At 65.5% G+C, this 21,236-nt stretch carries 24 protein-coding genes and 1 pseudogene; 1 reads left to right on the top strand and 24 read right to left on the bottom strand.

The window, feature by feature from the left end; translation table 11 throughout:
* Positions 1-111: 111 nt before the first annotated feature.
* Positions 112-330, bottom strand: a pseudogene (locus ML540_RS18020) (AraC family ligand binding domain-containing protein); the annotation flags it as partial.
* A 114-nt stretch (positions 331-444) separates the two neighbouring features.
* Complete coding sequence (locus tag ML540_RS16925) at positions 445-831, bottom strand: cupin domain-containing protein (RefSeq protein WP_243364206.1); 387 nt, start codon at positions 829-831, stop codon at positions 445-447.
* 96 nt (positions 832-927) lie between these two features.
* On the opposite strand from ML540_RS16925, the gene ML540_RS16920 reads away from it, so the two are divergent.
* Positions 928-1,866, top strand: a complete 939-nt coding sequence (locus tag ML540_RS16920; protein WP_243364204.1) for an MDR/zinc-dependent alcohol dehydrogenase-like family protein — start codon at positions 928-930, stop codon at positions 1,864-1,866.
* Positions 1,867-2,014: 148 nt separating this feature from the next.
* On the opposite strand, the gene ML540_RS16915 is transcribed toward ML540_RS16920, so the two are convergent.
* The 22 genes from ML540_RS16915 to ML540_RS16810 form a co-directional block, all read right to left on the bottom strand.
* On the bottom strand, positions 2,015-2,650 hold the full coding sequence (locus ML540_RS16915) for a class I SAM-dependent methyltransferase (protein WP_243364202.1): 636 nt from the start codon (positions 2,648-2,650) through the stop codon (positions 2,015-2,017).
* Positions 2,651-2,764: 114 nt separating this feature from the next.
* Positions 2,765-2,977: a heavy-metal-associated domain-containing protein gene (locus ML540_RS16910; RefSeq protein WP_243364200.1), complete on the bottom strand. Its 213-nt coding sequence runs from the start codon at positions 2,975-2,977 to the stop codon at positions 2,765-2,767.
* Between the two features lie 82 nt (positions 2,978-3,059).
* The gene (locus ML540_RS16905; protein WP_243364198.1) at positions 3,060-4,355 is read right to left on the bottom strand and encodes a S1C family serine protease; all 1,296 of its coding nucleotides are present in this window, start codon (positions 4,353-4,355) and stop codon (positions 3,060-3,062) included.
* 144 nt (positions 4,356-4,499) lie between these two features.
* The gene (gene hisA / locus ML540_RS16900; protein WP_243364195.1) at positions 4,500-5,237 is read right to left on the bottom strand and encodes a 1-(5-phosphoribosyl)-5-[(5-phosphoribosylamino)methylideneamino]imidazole-4-carboxamide isomerase; all 738 of its coding nucleotides are present in this window, start codon (positions 5,235-5,237) and stop codon (positions 4,500-4,502) included.
* Positions 5,234-5,884, bottom strand: coding sequence for a hypothetical protein (locus ML540_RS16895; protein ID WP_243364192.1), 651 nt, complete (start codon positions 5,882-5,884; stop codon positions 5,234-5,236). Before ML540_RS16895 ends, hisA begins: the two co-directional genes overlap by 4 nt.
* Positions 5,884-6,465, bottom strand: a complete 582-nt coding sequence (gene hisB / locus ML540_RS16890; protein WP_243364189.1) for an imidazoleglycerol-phosphate dehydratase HisB — start codon at positions 6,463-6,465, stop codon at positions 5,884-5,886. Before hisB ends, ML540_RS16895 begins: the two co-directional genes overlap by 1 nt.
* Positions 6,458-6,937, bottom strand: a complete 480-nt coding sequence (gene tatB / locus ML540_RS16885; RefSeq protein WP_243364186.1) for a Sec-independent protein translocase protein TatB — start codon at positions 6,935-6,937, stop codon at positions 6,458-6,460. The genes hisB and tatB overlap by 8 nt, the downstream gene beginning before the upstream one ends.
* A gap of 4 nt (positions 6,938-6,941) precedes the next feature.
* On the bottom strand, positions 6,942-8,495 hold the full coding sequence (guaA, locus tag ML540_RS16880) for a glutamine-hydrolyzing GMP synthase (RefSeq protein WP_243364184.1): 1,554 nt from the start codon (positions 8,493-8,495) through the stop codon (positions 6,942-6,944).
* Entirely contained in the window at positions 8,495-9,958 is a 1,464-nt protein-coding gene (gene guaB, locus ML540_RS16875; RefSeq protein ID WP_243364183.1) for an IMP dehydrogenase, read from the bottom strand. Before guaB ends, guaA begins: the two co-directional genes overlap by 1 nt.
* A gap of 18 nt (positions 9,959-9,976) precedes the next feature.
* The gene (locus ML540_RS16870; RefSeq protein WP_243364181.1) at positions 9,977-10,684 is read right to left on the bottom strand and encodes an ABC transporter ATP-binding protein; all 708 of its coding nucleotides are present in this window, start codon (positions 10,682-10,684) and stop codon (positions 9,977-9,979) included.
* Complete coding sequence (locus ML540_RS16865) at positions 10,677-11,462, bottom strand: ABC transporter ATP-binding protein (RefSeq protein ID WP_243364179.1); 786 nt, start codon at positions 11,460-11,462, stop codon at positions 10,677-10,679. Before ML540_RS16865 ends, ML540_RS16870 begins: the two co-directional genes overlap by 8 nt.
* A gap of 3 nt (positions 11,463-11,465) precedes the next feature.
* Positions 11,466-12,494 (bottom strand): branched-chain amino acid ABC transporter permease, encoded by a 1,029-nt coding sequence (locus ML540_RS16860; RefSeq protein WP_243364176.1) that lies wholly within the window; start codon positions 12,492-12,494, stop codon positions 11,466-11,468.
* Positions 12,495-12,504: 10 nt separating this feature from the next.
* Positions 12,505-13,392 carry a branched-chain amino acid ABC transporter permease gene (locus tag ML540_RS16855; protein WP_243364175.1) on the bottom strand — a complete coding sequence of 296 codons (888 nt, stop codon included), beginning with the start codon at positions 13,390-13,392 and terminating at the stop codon, positions 12,505-12,507.
* Between the two features lie 180 nt (positions 13,393-13,572).
* Entirely contained in the window at positions 13,573-14,733 is a 1,161-nt protein-coding gene (locus ML540_RS16850; protein WP_243364172.1) for an ABC transporter substrate-binding protein, read from the bottom strand.
* 288 nt (positions 14,734-15,021) lie between these two features.
* A complete protein-coding gene (locus ML540_RS16845) occupies positions 15,022-15,609 on the bottom strand; it encodes a tetratricopeptide repeat protein (protein WP_243364170.1) in 588 nt (195 codons plus the stop codon).
* A 7-nt stretch (positions 15,610-15,616) separates the two neighbouring features.
* Positions 15,617-15,757 carry a CcmD family protein gene (locus ML540_RS16840; RefSeq protein WP_243364168.1) on the bottom strand — a complete coding sequence of 47 codons (141 nt, stop codon included), beginning with the start codon at positions 15,755-15,757 and terminating at the stop codon, positions 15,617-15,619.
* 8 nt (positions 15,758-15,765) lie between these two features.
* Entirely contained in the window at positions 15,766-16,428 is a 663-nt protein-coding gene (gene ccsA / locus ML540_RS16835) for a cytochrome c biogenesis protein CcsA (RefSeq protein ID WP_243364167.1), read from the bottom strand.
* 2 nt (positions 16,429-16,430) lie between these two features.
* Complete coding sequence (locus tag ML540_RS16830) at positions 16,431-17,102, bottom strand: heme exporter protein CcmB (protein WP_243364149.1); 672 nt, start codon at positions 17,100-17,102, stop codon at positions 16,431-16,433.
* Entirely contained in the window at positions 17,096-17,755 is a 660-nt protein-coding gene (locus tag ML540_RS16825) for an ABC transporter ATP-binding protein (RefSeq protein ID WP_243364147.1), read from the bottom strand. The genes ML540_RS16830 and ML540_RS16825 overlap by 7 nt, the downstream gene beginning before the upstream one ends.
* Position 17,756: 1 nt before the next feature.
* Entirely contained in the window at positions 17,757-19,643 is a 1,887-nt protein-coding gene (locus ML540_RS16820; protein WP_243364144.1) for a heme lyase CcmF/NrfE family subunit, read from the bottom strand.
* Between the two features lie 43 nt (positions 19,644-19,686).
* On the bottom strand, positions 19,687-20,106 hold the full coding sequence (locus tag ML540_RS16815; RefSeq protein WP_243364128.1) for a cytochrome c maturation protein CcmE: 420 nt from the start codon (positions 20,104-20,106) through the stop codon (positions 19,687-19,689).
* Positions 20,106-21,158 carry a hemolysin family protein gene (locus ML540_RS16810; protein WP_243364126.1) on the bottom strand — a complete coding sequence of 351 codons (1,053 nt, stop codon included), beginning with the start codon at positions 21,156-21,158 and terminating at the stop codon, positions 20,106-20,108. Before ML540_RS16810 ends, ML540_RS16815 begins: the two co-directional genes overlap by 1 nt.
* Positions 21,159-21,236 lie beyond the last annotated feature (78 nt).

Raw genomic sequence — 21,236 nt, 5'->3', positions numbered from 1 at the left:
CGAGCCTCCGGGCACAGAGGCGGCGTCCAAACGCGCCGGGGAAAAACCGCGTGGCGAGGGGGCGTCCACCACGAAGTTCAGGGCCCAAAACGCGCACCCGGGCTCCGGGCTTGAGCATGCGTGCGCCGTGCGCCCCGGGATGACAAGCGCGTCACCAGGCCCCAGCCGGACCGGACCGGCCTTGGACGTAACCACGCGCTCACCGCGCTCCACAGCCAGAATGCACCAGGACGCGTGCTCATGGGCGGCGATCTCGCCGACCGCGCCGGACACGCGCAGTATCTCGAGCCCAGGCGGACCAGGGCGGCAAATGCTGACACAAGCTTTCATCCGCGTGGGATGCTACGAAAACCCGCCGGGGTCAATGTCCGGGTGTTTCGAGCCCTATCCGGCCCGGCCGGACGGTCGCCCGGCCGAGGGGGACCGTCCGGACTCAAAACCGCCTCACGCCAGGGCCGGCGTGAATTTGGCCAGGAGGTACAGGTCCTCGTCCCGGGCCTCCACCGCATGGCGGACGCCCGCCTCAATGGCCATGCACACGCCCGGGCCGTAGTCCGCCTCCCTGCCGGGCATGCGGCAGACGCCCCGGCCCGAGAGCACCTCATGCAGTTCGAGCGAGCCGTCGTGCGTGTGGTCGCCTATGGCGCGCCGCGCCCCGATACGCACGAGATGACAACTGAGACGCCCTCCGGTATCCTTGCCGAGCATCAGGTTCTTCATCCAGACGCCCTCGAAAACCGGATGGGGATTCCATTCCTGGTTGCCGGCGCTCAGCGTCCGGTCGCCCAGGATGACGGTGGCGGCCTCGAACAGCTTTCCTGCATCGTTCATGGTCGTAAACCTCCTGAAGGTGCGTGTTTTCCGGGCTCTATCCGGCTGACGCGCCGCGCGTCTTGTAGAATCGTATCCGCCCCGAAAGGAGTCCCCATGCTGCGCGTCCTGTTCCACCACGGCTCCATGACCACCGGACAGACCGCCCGGCCGGAACCTTCCGGTGACGAGGTCCTGGTCCGCGTGCTGCTGGCCGGCATCTGCAATACAGACATCGAGCTCCTCAAAGGCTACATGAACTTCTCCGGCACCCCCGGACACGAGTTCGTGGGCGTGGTGGAAGCGGCCCCCTCATCTCCCGAACTCGTGGGCAGGCGCGTCGTCGCCGACATCAACATCGCCCCGGGCCCCGGGGACCACCGGCACGCCCCGGACCGCACGGTGCTCGGCATCCTCGGCAAGGACGGGGCATTCGCCGAGTATCTGACCGTGCCCGCCGCCAACTGCCACGTGGTGCCGGACACGCTCTCCGACGAGGCGGCCGTGTTCGCCGAGCCCCTGGCCGCAGCCCTGGAGGTGGGCCAGCAGGTGCACGTCCGGGCCACGGACCGTGTGGCCGTGCTTGGCGACGGCAAGCTGGGCCTCTTGGCTGCGCTTGGCCTCAGGCACCTGTGCCCGGGGCTCGTCCTGGCGGGGAAGCATCCGGAGAAACTGGCTCTGGCGGCGGCCCACGGCGTCGAGACAGCCATGTCCGGAGAGATTTCAGGACCGTTCGACCTGGTGGTGGAGGCCACGGGCAGCCCAAGGGGGCTCTCCCAGGCCCTGGACCTGGTGCGCCCCGAGGGTGTCATCGTGCTCAAGTCCACCACCGAGGCCGACACCCGCCTGAACCTTTCGCGCGTGGTGGTGCGGGAGATCACCCTGTTGGGCTCGCGCTGCGGCGACACCGCCCTGGCCCTGGACTGGCTGGCGCGCGGACTGGTGGACCCGTACGGGCTGATCGAAGCGACATACCCGCTGGAGCGCTTCGAAGAGGCTTTCGCGGCAGCCTCACGCCCGGGAGCCATGAAGGTGCTGGTGCGGGTGTCGAAGTGATGAAGCAATAGGGAGAGGAAGAGCGGGAGGAGGATGCCTCCGGAGGCCAAAGGGACTGGTCCCTTGGGAATCCCCTTCGGCTTCGCCTCGATCGATGTGAAGGATGCTGGGGAGCGCGGCTTTTCGCGCCCCCCGCTTTATTGATTCGTTACGCGGAGGACGCCAGAAGCGTCACCCCCCGGATGACATTGCCGCTTCGGGTGGGCGCGGGCGCTTCGTGGAGGACGTCCACGCGGCCTCCGGCGGCGATGACGAGACGGGATAGCTCTTCGGGGGTATAGTGTCTGGCCCAGTAGAGCAGCCGCCCCTCCTGGCGCACCGGGAACGTGCCGCGCTCGGCGGACAGGGACTGGCCCTCCAGGTAGCGCGCCGCGTACAACGGCGCATCCCAGCTCTGGAGGAAGTCCTGGACGCCGACCACACCACGGCTCACCCGGAAGGCTTCGCGGAGCACGGCCAGACGGCACGCCGGGTCCGTCAGCACCGTCAGAACCGCCCGGAGCAGGACAAGTTCGAAACACGCGTCCTTGAAGGGCAAACGCCCGCCCTCCCCTTGGGCTACCCGGCGCATGCCGGAAACGCGCTCCAGGCTGGGCCCGTTCACGTCCACACCGAAATAGAGCCCGCCCGCAGCCTCGATTTCCGGAGCGATCCCGGCCTCGCCGCACCCCACGTCCAGAACGCGCGACCCGGCCCGGACGCGTTCACGAAACAGGTCCGGCAGGCTCAGGCTGGAGGGTACTTTCGGGGTGGTGTGCCAATCCATGGGGACGGGGATGGACATAGGGTGCCACCGGAAGGGAACGACATCGACATTCCGGCTGTGCCTGCGCGAAAGGGCACGGCCCGGACAAGCGCCGCCGGTGCAGCCGAAGGGGGGACTTGAGCCCCCCTTACGTTACCTGTAGTTGCCCGCGGTGAAGCCGATGCGCTCGATGGCGGCCTTGACCACATCGTCGGCCACGGGCTTGGTTTCGTCGTAGGTGGCGGTGCCGAAGGTCAGATCGACCTTCACGTTGGTAAGCCCCTCGATGCCCGACAGGGCCCGGGTGACGGACTGCACGCAGTGGTTGCAGCTCATGCCTTTGACTTCGATGGTGCGTGTTCTCATGCGCTTACGGACTCCATTTGGATTTCAGCTGCAACTTTACACCTCGCTTTCGTGACCGCAAGAGAAATCCTTTCCGCCCGGCTCACCTCGTCTGGATGTCCAAAGCCCGCAGGCCGTCCGCGATGGGCACGAAGTACGACAGGCCTTTATACTCACCGGACCCCCAGGACGTCAGCCCGACGACGCGCCCCTGCGCGTCCACCATGGGGCCTCCGCTATTTCCGAAGGTCACGGACGTGTCGCTTTGCAGCCAGCGGGATCCGTCTTTTTTGAAACGGTAAGAGCTGACGACACCCTTGGTGATGGTTCCTCTGTTTGCGGTATCAAGGGGAGCCCCCACCGCGTACACTTCGGTCCCCGGGGCAAGATCTTCCAGGCGCAGGGGGAGCCCCTTGACCGGCGGCGACTCGATCTTCAGGAGTCCCACATCCTGCTTGGGTTCCGATTTGACGACGACACCCTCGGCTTTCGTGCCGTTGGAGAAAAGCACGCGCATCCTCTTCACGCCGTCCACCACGTGGTGGTTGGTAAGGATATATCCCTCGTCACCGATCAGCACACCCGAGCCGTGCCCCCCCAGTTCCAACACCACGACGCTCTTTTGAACTTCCGCCAGGGTGCGCGTCTGTTTAGCTTGGGCGGCCACGGTGATCGGGCCGGTGGCATCCCCGGCTTGCGCTGCCGGCGGATTGGCCTGCGTCGCGTCGGTCAATCCGCCCATGTTGCCGGAGCCCTTCCCCGCGTCCATGACCGCATCCAGGAACTGCTTGTCCGCGAGCAACCCCTGCACGGCGCTGGTGAAGGCCAGATACATCACCTCATCTGCGTTGCCGTCCGAGAAATTGCGCTCAGCTTCCCCCGTTGAGGCCGTTTTGAAGATCACCTTCTTGTCCATATTGGAGTAGACTTGCCATTCCACGCTTATGCTCGCCTTGCTGCGGCCGTTCATCTTGTCCATGAAGTAGGCGTTGGCGTTGGGATAGCAGACGTCGGAGGCAATGGAGGTAATGAGTCCGCCCACGGAGATTTCGGCTGCCGGGCTTTTCGAGCCGAACAGGTCGGTGGGGTCTCCGACCACATTGTAGTTGTTTCGCTTGAGCTCCTCGAAAAAGATGGAGGAGAATTCCGAATCACCCGCGCCTCTGCTGCCGCCCCTCCAGGTCTTCTGTCCAACGACGAAACAGGCGAACCCTGCCTTGAGCTGGCCTATGACCTGGCCGCGAGGCACCTTCACCACCATCTTGCCCAGATTGATGCTCTTGGTCTCCTTCCCGTCGGGAACCTCGATGACCGCATGTTCTTTCATGACTGTCTTGTCGACGCATGCGCCAAGGGCCACGGCCAAGAGAACCACAACAACCGGCATGAAAACACGCATTGGCTACTCCCTTCCCGTTCTGAATTACGCGCCCATAGTATCGTTAAGACGTATATAATTCAACGAAAACAATCCACTCGCCGAAACAAAAAAGGCCACCCCGCAAGGGGTGGCCTAGAGAAGGAGCAGAACGGTAACGAGATGTCAGGATCGACCGTTCTCGAGCCAGGCCATGGCCTTGGTGAAATCGAGCGTCCCGGTGTAGATGGCCCGGCCGCTGATCACACCGTGCAGCCCCTTGGCGGCAAGCGGTGCCAGGGCCTTGAGGTCGTCCAGGGTGGCCACGCCCCCGGCCGCGATGACCGGCAGCTTCGTCTTGGACAGCAGCGCCTCCATGGCCGGAATGTTCACCCCCGACTGCATGCCGTCGCGGCTGATGTCGGTATAGACGAGACAAGCCGTGCCCTGGGCTTCCAGGCGGGGCAGCACGTCGTCCACGGTGAGGCCCGAGTCCTCCACCCACCCCTTGGTCTTGAGGCGGCCGCCGTCGGCGTCCAGGGACACGCACACCTTGCCGGGCAGGGCCGCGCAGAGCTCCCCGAACCGGTCAGGGTCGGCCAGGGCCATGGTGCCTATGAGCAGGCGCGAAACGCCCGCCGCGACGTATGCCTTGGCCGTGGCCAGATCGCGGATGCCGCCTCCCAGCTGCACCGGGACGTTCCCGGCGCGCCTGCAGATGGCCGCCACGAGATCCTTGTTGGCGGGCACGCCCTCGAAGGCCCCATCCAGGTCCACCACGTGCAGGGCTTTGGCCCCCTTGTCCAGCCAGTGCCCGGCGGCGCTGACCGGGTCCGGGTCGAACACCGTCACCTGGTCGGCCAGCCCCTGCTTGAGGCGTACGCACTGGCCATCCTTGATGTCGATGGCCGGGTACAGAATCACAGCCCGAACTCCTTGAGGCCCTTCTCGATGCCTTCGCGGGCGAGGTCCTCGGCAGTGACCCACTGGCCCTTGCGCTTGAAGAACTTGTCCATTTCGAGAATGTTGTCCGTAAGGGCCTGCTGCTGGTAGTCGTAGTGGAAGTGGTTCGTAATTCCGCCGGTCTTCACGTTGACCAGATACAGGTCAAGGATGACCCAGGCGGGGCTTGTGGACCCGGCGGCGGAGCCTTCGCGCTCCTTCCAGTGCACGGCCACGGGCACCAGCAGGTACTGGGCGTCCAGACACTTGCCCACTTCCTGCCAGTACTTGAGGGTGGCCATCCTGCTGGCCTCGGGGGCGCGCCGCACGGAGTCCGCGCAGGACTTCGCCTTGGTCCCGGCGATGATGTTGCGCTCGGGGGTGATCTTCATGGCCTTGGCCAGGATGGAGTCCAGGTCGTCCAGGGCGTCGGCCTTGGGGGCCATGACTCGCTCGGGCATGTACCCGCTCAGCAGTTCCCAGGGTTCGTGGGCCACGGTGAACGGAGCTACGGCCACGGTGAACTGGGGGTTCATCTTGGGCTCCACCTGGGGCTTGCGGCGCTGGCAGGCGGAAGCGAAAACGACGGACAGGACCAGAAGAACGATGATCGCGCGGTTGGAACGCATCAGCCTAGGCTCCCTTTGGTGCTGGGCACCCCGGCCCTCTCACGCGCCACGGCCTGGCGCAGCGCCACCCCGAGCGCCTTGAAGGACGACTCCAGCAGGTGGTGTGCGTTCTTGCCGTAGAGCATGCGGACGTGCAGGTTCATCTGGCCCTTGAAGGCCAGGGATTTGAAGAACTCCCGCCAGACATCCTTTTCCTCGCCAGCCACCTGAGCCGGCAGCAGGCCGTCCTCGTAGACCAGATAGGCCCGGCCGGAGAGGTCAACCACGGCCTCGGAGAGCGCCTCGTCCAGGGGGAAGCGGGCATGCCCCACCCTGTTGATCCCGGCCTTGTCGCCGAGGGCGTCGCAAAGGGCCTGCCCCAGGCACAGGCCGATGTCCTCCAGGGTGTGGTGCGCGTCCACGTGCAGGTCGCCCTTGCAGAAGAGCTTGATATCCATGCCGGACCAGAAGGCCAGCAGGGTCAGCATGTGGTCGGCGAATCCGACCCCCGTGGAAACTTCCGCCGTGCCCTGGCCGTCGAGCTCGAGTTCCAGCTCGATGGAGGTTTCCTTGGTGGTGCGGGTGATCCGGGCTTTACGCATGGCTCTTTTCCTGGGCCGGAGCTTCCGGTTTGGCGGCCTGAACGGGGGCCGCGTGTCCGGCTTCGGCCGGTTGCGCCTGTTGGTCGGCCGCGGCCTGCGCCGCAGGCTGGCCGGATGCATCATGCCCGTTCCCGGGCGTTTCGGCAACGGCGGCGGGCGCGGGCGCGGCCTGCGGGGCCGCGTCGGCCTGGGGCTGCGCGGCCGCCTCAGGGACGGCGGTGGCCGCCTGGGCCTCCTCAGGCTGGGCCGGAGCGTCGCCGAACAGCTCCTTCTTGGTCTCCTCGATGCGCTTGGCCTCGTCGGCCCTTTCGATCTCGCGTTCAAGGGTGCTGCGCACGTCGGAACTCATGCGCCTGAACTCGTTGATGCCCTTGCCGACGGCCTTCAAAAGCTCGGGCAGCTTCTGGGGCCCGATGAGCACCAGGGCCACCACCAGGATGACCAGGAACTCGGTGGAGCCGATGCCGAACATGCGCTTACTCCCATTCGATGGTCGCGGGCGGCTTGGAGGAGATGTCCAGCACGACCCGGTTGATTCCCTTGACCTCGTTGATGATGCGGTTGGAGATGCGCGCCAGGATGTCCGTGGGCACGCGCGACCAGTCGGCGGTCATGGCGTCCAGGGAGTCCACGATGCGCAGCGCGCACACGTTCTCGTAGGTGCGGTCGTCGCCCATGACGCCCACGGTCTTGAGCGGCAGGAGCACCGCGAATCCCTGCCAGACCTTGCGGTACCAGTCCGAGGCCAGAAGCTCGGCCTGCACGATCTTGTCGGCGCGGCGCAGGATGTCCAGGCGCTCGCGGGTGATGGCCCCGATGATGCGGATGGCCAGGCCCGGTCCCGGGAAGGGATGGCGCCAGATGATGCTTTCCGGCATGCCCAGCTCGTAGGCCACCTTGCGCACCTCGTCCTTGAAGAGTTCGCGCAGGGGCTCCACCAGCTTGAGGTCCATCTTCTCGGGCAGGCCGCCCACGTTGTGGTGGCTCTTGATGACCACGCTGGGGCCGCCCTTGAAGCTCACGGACTCGATCACGTCCGGGTACAGGGTGCCCTGGGCCAGCCACTTCACGCCGGGGATGGCCTTGGCCTCTTCCTCGAAGACCTCGATGAAGGTGTGGCCGATGATCTTGCGCTTCTTCTCCGGGTCCTCGACGCCCTCCAGGCGGTCCAGGAAGCGGTCCTGGGCCTGGACGTACTTGAGGTTCAGGTCGAAGTGCTCACGCAGGTAGTTGACGACTTCCTCGCCCTCGTGCAGGCGCAGCACGCCGTTGTCCACGAAGATGCAGTGCAGGCGCTTGCCGATGGCCTTGTGCAGGAGCACCGCCACCACCGTGGAGTCCACGCCGCCCGAGAGCGCGCAGACCACGTGGTCGTCCCCCAGCTTCTCGCGCAGGGCCGCCACTTCGGATTCCACGTAGCTGGCCATGGTCCAGCCGGTGCCCACGTTGGCGATCTTGAACAGGAAGTTGTTCAGGATGGCCACGCCGTCCTCGGTGTGGGCCACTTCGGGGTGGAACTGCAGGGCGTAGATGTTCCGGGATGCGTCCTGCATGGCCGCGGCCTCGACGCTGCCCGTGCGGGCGATGACCTCGAACCCGTCCGGGATGGAGACCACGTGGTCGCCGTGGGACATCCAGACCGTGTGCGCCCCGGCGGCCTCGATGCCTTCCCAGAGGGGGCTCTTGCCCGAAAAGCTCAGCTCGGCCCGGCCGTATTCGCGCTCCTTGGCAGAGGCCACCGCGCCTCCGGGCAGGGTGTTGGCCAGGAGCTGCATGCCGTAGCAGATGCCCAGCACCGGCACGCCGAGCTCGAGCACGGCGGGGTCCAGCTGGGGGGAATCCACGTCGCGCACGCTGGCCGGTCCGCCGGAGAGGATGACCGCCTTGGGGGCGATGGCCTTGAGCTTGTCGGCGCTCAAGGTGCAGGGATGGATTTCCGAGTAGACCCCGGCCTCGCGCACGCGGCGCGCGATGAGCTGGGTGTACTGGGAGCCGAAGTCCAGGATGACGACAGTGTCGTTGTGTTGCATCAGTAACTCTCCACCCTGTAGTTGGGGGATTCCTTGGTGATGATCACGTCATGGACGTGGGATTCGCGCAGCCCCGCCGGGGAGATGCGGGTGAAGCGGGGCTTCACCTGCAGTTCCTTGATGGTCGAAACGCCCACGTAGCCCATGCCGGAGCGCAGCCCGCCCACCATCTGGTAGATGGACTCGGCCACGTGCCCCTTGAAGGGCACCCTGCCCACGATGCCCTCGGGCACCAGCTTGTTGGACTTGTTGTCCTGGGAGTAGCGGTCGGCGCTGCCCTCGCGCATGGCGTCGATGGAGCCCATGCCGCGATAGATCTTGTAGGTGCGGCCCTGGTAGAGAATGGTCTCGCCCGGGCTTTCCTCGGTTCCGGCGAACATGGAGCCCATCATGACCGTGTCGGCCCCGGCGGCGATGGCCTTGACCACGTCGCCGGAGAACTTGATGCCGCCGTCGGCTATGCAGCACTTGCCCGCCTCGCGGGCTGCTCGCACGGCTTCCATGATGGCCGTGATCTGGGGCACGCCCACGCCGGCCACAATGCGGGTGGTGCAGATGGAACCGGGTCCGATGCCCACCTTCACGGCGTCCGCCCCGGCCTTGATGAGGGCCTTGGCCCCGTCGTAGGTGCCCACGTTTCCGGCGATCAGCTGGATGGTGGGAAACTGGGAGCGGATGGCCTCCACGGCGGTGATGATGTTTTTGGTGTGGCCGTGGGCCGAATCCAGGACGATGAAGTCGCACCCGGCCTCGAGCAGGGCCTCCACGCGCTCCTCTCGGCCCTGGCCCACGCCGATGGCCCCGCCCACACGCAGGCGTCCCAGGGGGTCCTTGCAGGCGTTGGGGTACTTCTGAATCTTGTCGATGTCCTTGATGGTGATGAGGCCCTTGAGCTTCTTGTTCTCGTCCACCACCAAAAGCTTCTCGATGCGGTGCTCGTGCAGGTGCTCCTTGGCGATCTCCAGGGGCGTGCCCACGGGCACCGTGATCAGCTTCTCGCTGGTCATGACGTCGCGCACCTTGGTGACGTCGTCGTCCACGAAGCGCACGTCGCGGTTGGTGACGATGCCCACCAGGCCGTCGTTCTCCACCACGGGCAGCCCGGAGATGGAAAACTCGGCCATGACCTTCAGGGCGTCGGCCACGGTCATGTCCGGGTGCACGGTCACCGGGTCGATGATCATGCCCGACTCGCTCTTCTTGACCTTCTCGACCTCGAGCTTCTGCTGGGCCACGGACATGTTCTTGTGGATGACGCCAGCGCCGCCGTTGCGGGCCATGGAGATGGCCATGCGCGACTCGGTGACGGTGTCCATGGCCGCCGAAAGAAGCGGGATGTTCAGCCGGATCTCCGGAGTGAGCGAGGTGGAGACGTCCACCTGATCGGGCAGGACCTCCGAATAGGCGGGAATCAGCAATACGTCGTCGAAGGTGAGGCCCAGGCCGGTAATCTTGTCGTCCATACGCCCTCCAGAGGCGGATTAGTCGAGTCCGAGGTACGCAGAGCGAACCTTGGGGTTTTCAAGCAGGTCTTTGGCGGGCCCCTCAAGGGTGACCACGCCGGTTTCAAGCACGTATCCACGGTGGGCGATGTGCAGGGCCATCTGCGCGTTCTGCTCCACGAGCAGGATGGTCACGCCTTCCCGGTTGATGCGCTGGATGATCTCGAAGATGTTCTCCACCACGATGGGCGCGAGCCCCAGGCTCGGCTCGTCGAGGAGCAGCACCTTGGGTCTTGCCATGAGGGCGCGTCCGATTGCAAGCATCTGCTGCTCGCCGCCGGAGAGCGTTCCGCCGTGCTGCTTGGAGCGCTCCAAAAGCTTGGGGAAAAGCTCGTAGACCTTCTCCTCGTCCGCCTTCACGCCGTCCTTGTCGTTGCGAAGATAGGCTCCCATGAGCAGGTTTTCGCGCACCGTGAGGCGCGGAAAGATCATGCGCCCCTCGGGCACCTGGGTGATGCCCTTGGCCACGATCTTTTCCGTGGAGAGCTTGGTGATGTCCTCGCCCAGGAACTCGATTGCGCCCTGCTTGGGCTGGGTCACGCCGGAGATGCTCATGAGCGTGGTGGTCTTGCCCGCGCCGTTGGCGCCGATCAGGGTGACGATCTCGCCCTGGTTCACGGTGAGCGTCACGCCCTTCAAGGCGTGTATGGAACCGTAATAGGTGTTGATGCCGGTAAGACTAAGCATGGGCCGCCCCCCTGCCCAGGTAGGCCTCGATGACCTCCGGGTTTTCCCTGATCTCGCGCGGGCCGCCCTCGGCGATCTTGACCCCGTGGTCAAGAACCACCAGATGTTCGCAGATGCTCATGACCAGCTTCATGTCGTGTTCGATGAGGACCACGGTGACGTCCTTTTCCAGGATGGCGTGTATGAGGTCCACCAGGGACGCGGTCTCCTGGGGGTTCATGCCCGCGGCGGGTTCGTCCAGCAGCAGGAGCTTGGGCTCGCTGGCCAGGGCCCGGGCGATCTCCAGGCGGCGCTGGTCGCCGTAGGAGAGGGAGCTGGAGAGGTCCAGGGCCTTGTTTTTCAGGCCCACGAAGTCCAGGTACTCCATGCTTTGCTCCACCAGGAGCTTTTCTTCGGCCTTCTGGGCCTTGGTGCGCAGCACCGCGCCCCAGAATCCCTGGTCCGCGCGGCAGTGGCGGCCGATGCGCACGTTGTCCAGCACCGGCAGCGAGCCGAAGAGCCGGATGTTCTGGAAGGTGCGGGCCACGCCCATCTGGGTCATCTGCTCGGGACGCGAGCCGCTCACGTCCGCCGGGCCGCCGTCCTTGTCGAAAACGATCTGGCCTTCGGTGGGCTTGTAGATGCCCGCGATGCAGTTGAACATGGTGGTCTTGCCCGCGCCGTTGGGGCCGATGAGGCCCAGGATGCGGCCCTTGGCCACATCGAAGCTCACGTCGGCCAGGGCCAGGAGGCCGCCGAAGCGTTTGCTCACGCCGTCGATCTTGAGAATGGTGTCCATGCCCTACCCCGCCCTCTCGGCCTGAAGCCTGGCCTTGAGGTCCAAAATGAGCCTGCTCTTCTTGCTGGTGGCGGCGATGGCCGGGAAGAAGCCGCCGGGCTTGAAGCGCATGATGAGAATCATGATGAGGCCGTAGACCAGAAACCGCGTCTCGGCGGGGAGCCCGAACTTGGGCAGCACCACGCGCAGGATCTCGCCCAGGGCGATGAGCACCACGGCGCCCACGATGGCCCCGTTGATGTTGCCGAGGCCGCCCAGCACGATCATGCACAGCACCAGGAAGGACTCCCAGAACTTGAACACGTCCGGGGCCAGGAACATGGACCACTGGGCCATGAAGCAGCCGGCCAGGGCGCCGACGCCGGCGGAGAAGGCGAAGGCCACGGTCTTGTAGGCCATGAGGTTGATGCCGCAGCTGGCTGCGGCCAGGGGGTCTTCCTTGATGGCCAGCCAGGCCCGGCCCAGGCGCGAGTCCTCGATGCGGCACATGACCACATAGACCGCGCCCACCATGACCAGTCCAAGATAGTAGTAGGGAATCTCGCTCAGGAAGTCGTAGCGCCAGTCGATGCCCAGGAACTCCAGGCTCAGGCCGATGGGGGGGATGCCCGGCAGGCCCAGGGGACCGCGCGTGAGCCATATCTCGTTGGTGAGGAAGAGCACCACCAGTTCGGTGAACCCGAAGGTCACGATGGCGAAGTAGTCGCCGGAGAGCCTGAGCGTCGGAGCGCCGCGCAGCATGCCGCACAAGGCTCCAATGGCCACGGCCCCAGGTACGATGATCCAGAAGCTGACGTTGTGGTTGAGGGCCAGGATGCCCGCCGTGTAGGCCCCGATGCCGTAGAAGCCCACGTAGCCGAGGTCCAGCAGGTTGCAGAATCCGGGCAGGACGTTGAGCCCCATGGCCAGCACGGCGTAGACCATGATGAGCACGGCTACGTGCATCACGTATTCGCTGCTGACCGGCAGCATCGGGAAGGCCAGCAGGGCGGCCAGCCCGAGCAGTTTGATTGCGGTTTTGTTTCCTGACATGTCCGCCCTCCTAGGCCTTCTGGGCCACGCTCTTGCCGAGCAGGCCCGAGGGACGAAGCAGAATGACCGCGATCATGACCGCGTAGCCCAGGCCGTCCCGGTATTGGGAGGAGACGTAGCCCGCTCCCAGGGTTTCGGCCACGCCCAGCACAACGCCGCCGAGCATGGCTCCGGGCACCGAGCCGATGCCGCCCAGCACCGCCGCGGCGAACGCCTTGACGCCCGCGTTGTAGCCCATGGTGGCGGAGAGGGTGTTGTAATACATGCCCACCAGGATGCCGGCCACCGCGCCCAGGCTCGAGCCCAGGGCGAAGGTGAAGGAGATGACCCGGTTGACGTTGATGCCCATGAGCGCCGCGCTGACCGGGTTCTGGGCCAGGGCGCGCATGGCCGTGCCCACCTTGGTCTTGTTGATGATGAGGGTGAGGCCCACCATCATGGCGATGGTCGCGGCGTAGATGAAGACCTGCAGGCCCGAGACGTTGACCGAGCCCAGGGTGAAGGCCGTTTCGCTGAAGGCGGCGGGAACGGCGGACCGGGTGAAGGGCACCGGGCGCGATCCCCAGATGATCATGGCGATGTTCTGCAGAAAGATGGAGACGCCGATGGCCGTGATGAGGGCGGCCAGGCGCGGGGCCTTGCGCAGGGGCTTGTAGGCGATCTGGTCGATGAACACGCCTATGGCCGCGCAGCAGGCCATGGAGAGGGCGATGGCCGGGAACAGGGGGATGCCCAGGCCCTGGATGAAGGTGATGCACAGAAACGCCCCGAGCATGTACACTTCGCCGTGGGCGAAGTTGATGAGCTCGATGACGCCGTAGACCATGGTGTAGCCCACGGCGATGAGCGCGTAGATAAGCCCCAGGGTCAAGCCATTGAAGAGTTGTTGTTCGAACACGGCCTTCTCCGAACCAATTGTGTTGGCGAGCCGGGACCCGGCGCCGCCGCGTGGACCGGCGTGGGGGAAGATTCAGGCCCCCCGCGCCCGCGATCCGCGTCGTATATGCGGAAATCTTATGAAAAGAAACAGGCTGGACGGTCATCCAGCCTGTTTCGAATCAACTTAAGCCGGTGGCGGCTAGTTCGTCATCTGCTTTTCGGCGGGCACGAACTGGCCGTTCTTGACCATCTTCACGTAGGCAGGCTTCACGCAGTCGCCCTTCTCGTTGAAGTAGGTCAGGCCGGTGATGCCCTTGTAGGCCTTTTCCTTGGAATTGATGGAAGCCAGGTACTCGCGGATCTTGGCGCGGTCCGGGCCGACCTTGGAAATGGCCTCGATGATCATTCCGGCGGCGTCATACGCATTCGCGCTCATCCAGTCAACATCGCGCTTGTACTTGGTCTTGTAGGCGTCGATGAAGGCCTTGGCGTCGGGACCGGCGGTCTCGGCCAGGAAGGGGGTGGTCAGGTAGGTGTTGTCACCGGCGGGACCAGCCAGCTTGATGTAGTCGGCGTTGTCCAGGCCGTCGGCGCCGAACTTGGGCACGCTCATGCCCAGCTTCTTGGCCTGGTCGGCGATGAGGGAGCCCTCGGCGTAGTAGCCGGCGATGAACAGGGCCTCGGGGGCGGAGCCCTTCAGCTTGGTCAGCTGGGGGGTGAAGTCGGTGGCGCCCTTCATGTAGGCTTCCTCGCCCACCACGGTCAGGCCGTTGGCCTTGGCCTGCTTCACGAAGGCGTCCTTGAGGCCGATGCCGTAGTCGTTGTTCTCATAGAACACGGCCACTTTCTTCAGGTTGAGCACCTTGAGCATGTAGTCGGCCAGGAAGACGCCCTGGAAGTCGTCCAGGTACACGTTGCGGAAGCTCCAGGGCTGGCCCTTGGCGTCCTTGCCCTTGTCGGAGATGGTCACGTTGGTGGCGGTGGGGGAGAGAGCGGGCACGCCCACGCGCACGTAGTTGGGCAGGGCGGCCAGGTGGGCACCGGAGCACAGGTGGCCCACGATGGCGACCAGGTCCTTGTCGCCGGCGATCTTGGTGCCCACGGTGGCGGCTTCCTTGGGATCGCACTGTTCGTCGAAGTAGACGGCCTCGAGCATCTTGCCGTTCACGCCGCCCTTGGCGTTGACCTCTTCGATCTTCATGGCCACGCCGGCCTTGACGTTGTCGCCGTATCCGGCGGCGGAGCCGGTGAAGGGCGAGGGGACGGCGATCTTGATCACATCGGCCGCCAGGACCAGGTTGCCGACAGCCAGGAATGCGGCCATGGCGAGAGCCATGACCAGGCCACGCTTGAAGTTCATGCCTGCCTTACCTCCGAAAAAGGGTTTTGGGTCGCGTTCCAGGGAACGCAAGGCCACTACGGACTGCTGAAACCGGGATTTCACAAGAAAGGAAAAACCGGCAATTGCCCAAGCAGCTATTTAACGAAGGTAGCAGAAAATGCAACGCTTCCGTAACGTTCCGCTCTGCGTAACGAAACCGGCCCGGCCCGCTCCAGTATTGGAACAACGAGAAGCCCGCCACGGATTGCGCGGGTACGTCGCGCAAGAAAAAACGCCCGGCCCCGCATTCCGGGGCCGGGCGTCTGCCTACTTTCCGTCCGTCAGTTCCTGTTTGGCCTGTTCCCTGATCTCGGGATCGGCCTTGGGGTCGGCCTGCACGGCCTCGAAATAGGGCCTGGCCTTGGCCGGGTCCTGCAGGCCGAACTTGTAGACCGCCCCCAGGTTGAACCGGGCGTGGACGTTGGCCGGATCGAGCTTGAGCAGTTCCTCGAAAGCCTTGACCGATTCCGAAGGGCGCTCCAGGCGGAACAGGATCACCCCGTAGAGATTCAGGAGTTCCTTGTCGGCGGGATTCTTGGCCAGGGCCTTTTCCGCCATCTGCGACGCCTTGTCCCACAGCTCGGCCTCGGCGAAGGCATCGGCGGCCTGGTGCAGGGCCTCGGGGTCCTCGGGGTTCTCCTTGAGCTTGGCCATGGCGTCCACCACAGCCTTCATGGCCGGTCCTCCCATGGACCCCATGCCGCCCATGCCCCCCTCGCCTCCGGGAGCCTGCGCGCCGCGCGTGTCCAGGGCCGCGGTCAGGGAAGGGTTCTGGGCGCGGTACAGGAAGGACCACGCGAACATGGCCAAGAGGCCGACGAAGGTCACGGCCAGCACGGCCTTATTCACACGCATGGGGGCCTCAGTCGTCATCTTGCAAAGTTTCCAGTTGTTTCAAGCGGCGCTCCAGGCGCTTCTGGCGCGAGGCCACGAAGGCCACGTAGCCGCACAGTCCGAGCCAGACCAGCACGTTGGCCGCCAGCAGATAGTTTTCCTTGCCCATGGGTCACATCACCTCGCCTGATGCAGAAACACGTTCCGGATGGCCGACGCCTGGCCCAGCTGCCGGGAGCGCAGGGAAAGGAGCGCGGCCCAGAAAATCCCCACCGCCGCGATGCTCACAAGCACGGTCACGAGCATCTCGGGCTCGAGCCCCCCGCCCTGGGAGCCGAAGACGGTCGGGTGGATGGAGCGCCACTTGCGCGCCGAATAGAACACCAGCGGGACGTCCACGAAGGCCACCACGCCAAGGGCCGCGCGCACCACCGGGCCACGCTCGCCCCCCACCCCGCTCTGGCGCAGGATCAGGTAGGCCGCGTACACGAACCACATGATGAGGGTGGTGGTGAGCCTGGGGTCCCAGGTCCACCAGACGTTCCAGATGGGCTTGCCCCACAGCGACCCGGTCACCAGGGCCAGCCCGGAGAACACCACGCCCAGCTCGCAGGAGGCCCCGGCCAGCCGGTCCCACTTGCCGCCCTTGTCCAGGAGCACCATCACCGAGGCCACGAACACCACGAGGAAGCTGGCCATGGCCCACAGGGACATGGGCAGGTGGATGTAGAAGATTTTCTGCACCACGCCCATGGTCTCTTCCACGGGAGCGTACACCCAGATGAACCATTGGGCCGCGGCCAGTGCCACGGCCGCCAAGGCGGCCAGAACGACTGTCATCCTCATTCCTCGCCTGTGTAGATGAACGGAAACAGAATCAGCGCCGCGGCCGAGAACACCGCCGCGAACGCCACGGCGATCCCGAGCCAGTCGAGCCCGGCATCGCCGCCCAGGATCACCCCCTCCAGCACCCGTATCCCCGAGAGCAGAACCGGGATGATCAGGGGAAAGAAGATCACCGTGAGCAGGGATTCGCGCGAGGTCTTGCCCGAGGCCAGCGCCCCCATGAGCGAGCCCAGCGAGGCGAGCCCCACGTCAACGACCAGGACGCAGGCCAAGCCCAGGACCGGCGAACCGGCCACACCCTGCCCCAAAAAGGCCGCGACCGCCACGGCAAAAACCACCTGGCAGCACAGCACCAGGGCGAGTCCGGCCAGGGCCTTGCCCAACCACACCGCCTGCGGCGGGATGGGGGACATGGCCAGGCCCAGGCGCGAGCCGTTGCCCTCCTCCAGGTTGTACAGGCCGCTGTAGACCAGCACCTGGGCGAACAGGGTGGAGAGCCAGAATATGGCCGCGGCGGCCAGGGCCGGAACCTCCTCGCCAGGCTTGCGCGAGAGGCTGAAGACGAAGATGACCAGAAGCCCGAGAAGCGCCGTCTGGGCCAGCCCCTGGGCGCCGCGCAGGCACAGGCGCAGGTCCTTGGAGGCGATACGCAGCGACGAGGTCAGCATGCGCACTCTCCGGCCATGACCGAGGCGTCGAACCCGGAGACCGGCCCCAGGTAGGCGGCGCGGCCCCGGTCCAGGTGCAGCACGTCGTCAGCCTTGGGCAGATCGCGCTCCAGGTGGTGGCTCACCCAGACCACAGCGCGGTCGCCCTCGCGGGCGCGGGCGATCTCCTGGTGGAGCACCATCTTGGAGGCCTCATCCAGGCCGGTGTCGGGTTCGTCGAGAAAGAGAAGCCTGGGCGCTATGCAGAACACCCGGGCGAGGTTGAGCCGCTGGGCCATGCCCCGGGAGAAGTGCCCGGCCCGTTCATGGGCGAATTTTTTCAGCCCCACGCGGGTAAGCGCCGCCTCCAGGGCGGCCTCGTCCAGGCCCAGGCCGTAGAGCCCGGTCCAGAAGCGCAGGTTCTCCATGGCCGTGGCCTCGGCATAGAGGAAGGTCTGATGGCCCAGGTAGGCCATTTCGTGGCGGTCCACGCGAGCCTCCACCTTTCCTGCGGAGGGCTTGGACAGCCCGGCCATGATCCGAAGCAGCGTGGACTTACCCGCACCGTTGGCCCCGACCACCATGAGGGCGCGCCCCGGGCGCACCTGGACGTCCACGCCCTTGAAGACCAGACGGTCCCCGTAGAACTTGGCCACGCCCGAGAGCTTCAGCACATCAGTCCTCTTGCCCCTGGGCGCGGGTCAGGCACAGGAATCCGGCCAGGCACATGAGCGTGCCTCCGATCCAGAACCAGTTCACCAGCGGGTTGACGCTCACCTTGACGCTGGCGCTCTTCTCGTCGTTGAAGGCCAGCAGCGTGGCGTAGAGTTCCTCGCCCAGCGACGGGATCACCGACACCTCGGCGAAGGGCTGGGGGAAACCCTTGTAGATGCGCCGCTCCGGGGTCAGCTCGCCCAGCGTCTGGCCGCCCTTGGAAGCCAGGATCTTGGCCCGTCCGCCGGTGTAACCGGGCTCGGAGAAGTCCTCCACGGTGACGTAGGTCAGGGTGTAGGAGCCCACCTCGAAGGTCTGGCCGGGCGAGACCACGGCTTCCTTGACCTCCTGGTACGGCCCGGAGAAGGCCACGCCCACCAGCACCAGGGCCAGCCCGGCGTGCAGGAGCCACGCGCCGAGGCCACCCTTCAGGCTGCGCGCGCCCTTGGAGGTGGCCAGCAGCGCGGCCAGCCCGACCAGGGAGGACACTCCCGAGGCCATGCCCACCAGGGGCACGGGCTTACGGTAGCCCATGGCGAAGAAGGCGGCCCCGGAGACGATCATGACCGCAAAGGCGGCCATGGCCCAGCGGGGCTGGCGGAAGCCCTCCTTCCAGCCGAGCCAGGGGCAGAAGGTCAGGACCACTCCGACCAGCACGAACAGGGGGTTGCAGACGCGGTTGTAGAAGTTGGCGTCCAGGCCCACGGAATTGGCGCTCCAGAGCTTGGAGATCACCGGCCACATGGTGCCCAGAAGCACCACGGCTGCTGCTGCCATGAGCAGCCAGGCCAGCACGATGAGCATGCCCGGCAGGGACACCAGCCCGTCCACGGGCTTGGAGGCGGTGGCGGGCCTGCCGGTGAAAGCCACGTAAAGCGACACGCCCAGCCCGACCAGGATGAAGACCAGAAGCGGCCGCCCCACTCCGCCCTCGCCGAAGGCGTGCAGGGATTCGATGACCCCGCTGCGCACCAGGTAGGTGGCGAACAGGCACAGAAGAAGCGTCAGGGCCATGAGCACCACGTTGGAGCGCTTGAGCGCGCCGCGCCGGGTCTCCACGATGGCCGTGTGGATGAAGGCCGTGGCCGAGAACCAGGGGATGAGGGAGGCGTTCTCGACCGGGTCCCAGGCCCAGTAGCCGCCCCAGCCCAGTTCCATGTAGGCCCACCAGCAGCCCAGGATGATGCCAGCGGTGAGGAACACCCAGGAGGCCAGGGTGAAGGCCCGGGAATTCTTGATCCAGGAGGTGCGCTCGCCGGTGATCCAGGCGGCCAGGGCCAGGCATCCGGGCACGGTGAACCCGGCATAGCCCAGGAACAGGAGCGGCGGGTGGAAGATCATGCCCGGGTTGCGCAGCAGGGGGTTCAGGCCCTTGCCGTCGGCGGGCACGGGGGAGAGCTTGAGGAATGGGTTGCTGGGCCCGGTGAGCAGGAGCAGGAAGAACGCTTCCACGACCAGGAAGAACATCCAGAAATGGAGCTTGGTCTCGGGGGCGAGGCGCGCGTAGCCCCTGGTCATGGAGAAGGCCAGGCCGAAGAGCGCCGTCATCCAGGCCCAGAACAGGAGCGAGCCGGCCTGCCCGGCCCAGAAGGCCGTGACGGCGTAGAACATGGGCAGCACGCGGTCGGTGTAGCTGGCCACGTACTCGTAGGAAAAATCGCGCTTGAAAAGGGCCACGAAGAGCACCACGGACACGGCGGTGAACACCGAAAAGAGCACGCTCTGCCCGGCCTCGCACCAGGAGATCTTGTCCGCGTCGCGGTTCCACAGCTGCCAAGCGGCCAGTCCGGCCAGGGCCAAGGCCCCCATCAAAGACAACAAAAGCGCCCAGTAGGCGGCGAAATGCATACGTTCTCCCCCTGACGAATAGGGCGCAAGACTTCCGGGCGGATTAGCCCTTGGCCTCTTTCCTGTTTTCTTTCTGGTACTTGGACGGACACTTGGTCATGAGCGTGGTGGCCTTGAAGACGCCCTTGGCGGGGTTCACGCCGCCCTCCACGATGACCTCGACGCCCGGTTTGAACGTGTCGGGGACGGCCCCCTTGTATTCAACGGGGATGGTCTTGGACTTGTCGTCCTTGTCGATGAGCTTGAAGCTCACGCCAAGGCCCTTCTCGTTCACGATCCCGTCCTCGGCCACAGTGCCGAAGAGCCGGGCCTGCGCGAGCTTGTCGGGGGTCATGGCCAGCGCTTCCCCCACGTTGAGGAAGTACACGGTTCCCTCGTCCAGTCCCGAATAGATCAGGCCGCCGAGGCCCCCCAGAAAGAGGACCACCGCGGCCGCGTAGACGCCTTTCCTGCTGCCGGCCATCAATTCTCCTTGGCCGGGGTCTGGTTGCGCAGGAGTTTCTCCCGCCGCACCCTGGCCAGCTGTCTCATATCCGCGACCTGGTCGGTCTCGTCAACGATTTCCTTGCCCAGGATTTCCTCCAGGACGTCCTCGAGGCTTATGACGCCCTGCACGCCGCCGTATTCGTCCAGCACCACGAACAGGTGCATCCGGGACTCGATGAACCGGATGAGCACCTTGTCCAGGGACATGGTGTCCAGCACGAACTGCACGGGTTTCATGAGCTGGGCGAGCCTTAAGCCGTGCTGGTCGTTGGCCAGGGCCTCGAACACCTGGCGGCGGAAGACGATGCCCACGATGTTCTCGGGATCGTCCTCCTCGTAGACGGGCACGCGGCTGTGGGGCCAGAGGGGGTTTTCGTCGCGGGCCTCGGCCACGCTCATGCCCGCGGGCAGAGAGAAGACCACGGTGCGCGGGGTCATGATCTGGCTGACGTGCTTGACGTCCAGGGAGAGGATGTTGGTGATGGACCTCTCTTCCAGGGCGTTGATCTTGCCCGCGCGACTGGTGAGGGTCACCACGGCGCGGATGTCGTCCTCGGAGGCGTCTGGCCCCTTGGATTTGGGGGTGATCATCCGGGTGAGGAAGCCGCTGGCCCAGATGAGCGGCGTGAGCACCACCACCATTCCCTTGAGCGGCGCGGCCAGATACGGCGCAAGCGCGCGGGCGTAGACCACTCCCATGGTCTTGGGGAGTATCTCGCCGAAGACGAGGATGACCACGGAGAAAAGGATCGTGAAGTAGACGAGCTTATCCTCGCCGAGCACCCCCACGGCCAGGGCGCCCGCCACGGCCGAACCGGCGGCGCAGGCCATGGTGTTCACCGTGAGGATGGCGGTGATGGGCCGCTCGATGTTCATGCGCATCTGGTACATGATCTCGCCGGAGCGCTTGCCCTCGGTGCGCATCCGCTCGATCCAGCTCCAGCGCAGGGAATAGAGCATGGCCTCGCTCACGGAGCAGAACGACGACATGACCAGGGCCACGGCGATGGCCAGCAGCAGTTCAAACATTGTGGGCGGCCGATGGTGCTTTTGCGGCGGGACGGGGAAGGAACACGGGTTCGTCCGTCACATTCCGGTTTTGGAACA

The organism is Fundidesulfovibrio terrae (assembly GCF_022808915.1).
Taxonomy (GTDB): Bacteria; Desulfobacterota; Desulfovibrionia; order Desulfovibrionales; family Desulfovibrionaceae; genus Fundidesulfovibrio; species Fundidesulfovibrio terrae.
Note: the sequence above shows the minus strand (reverse complement) of the source record. Positions and strands in the feature narration are given on the sequence as shown.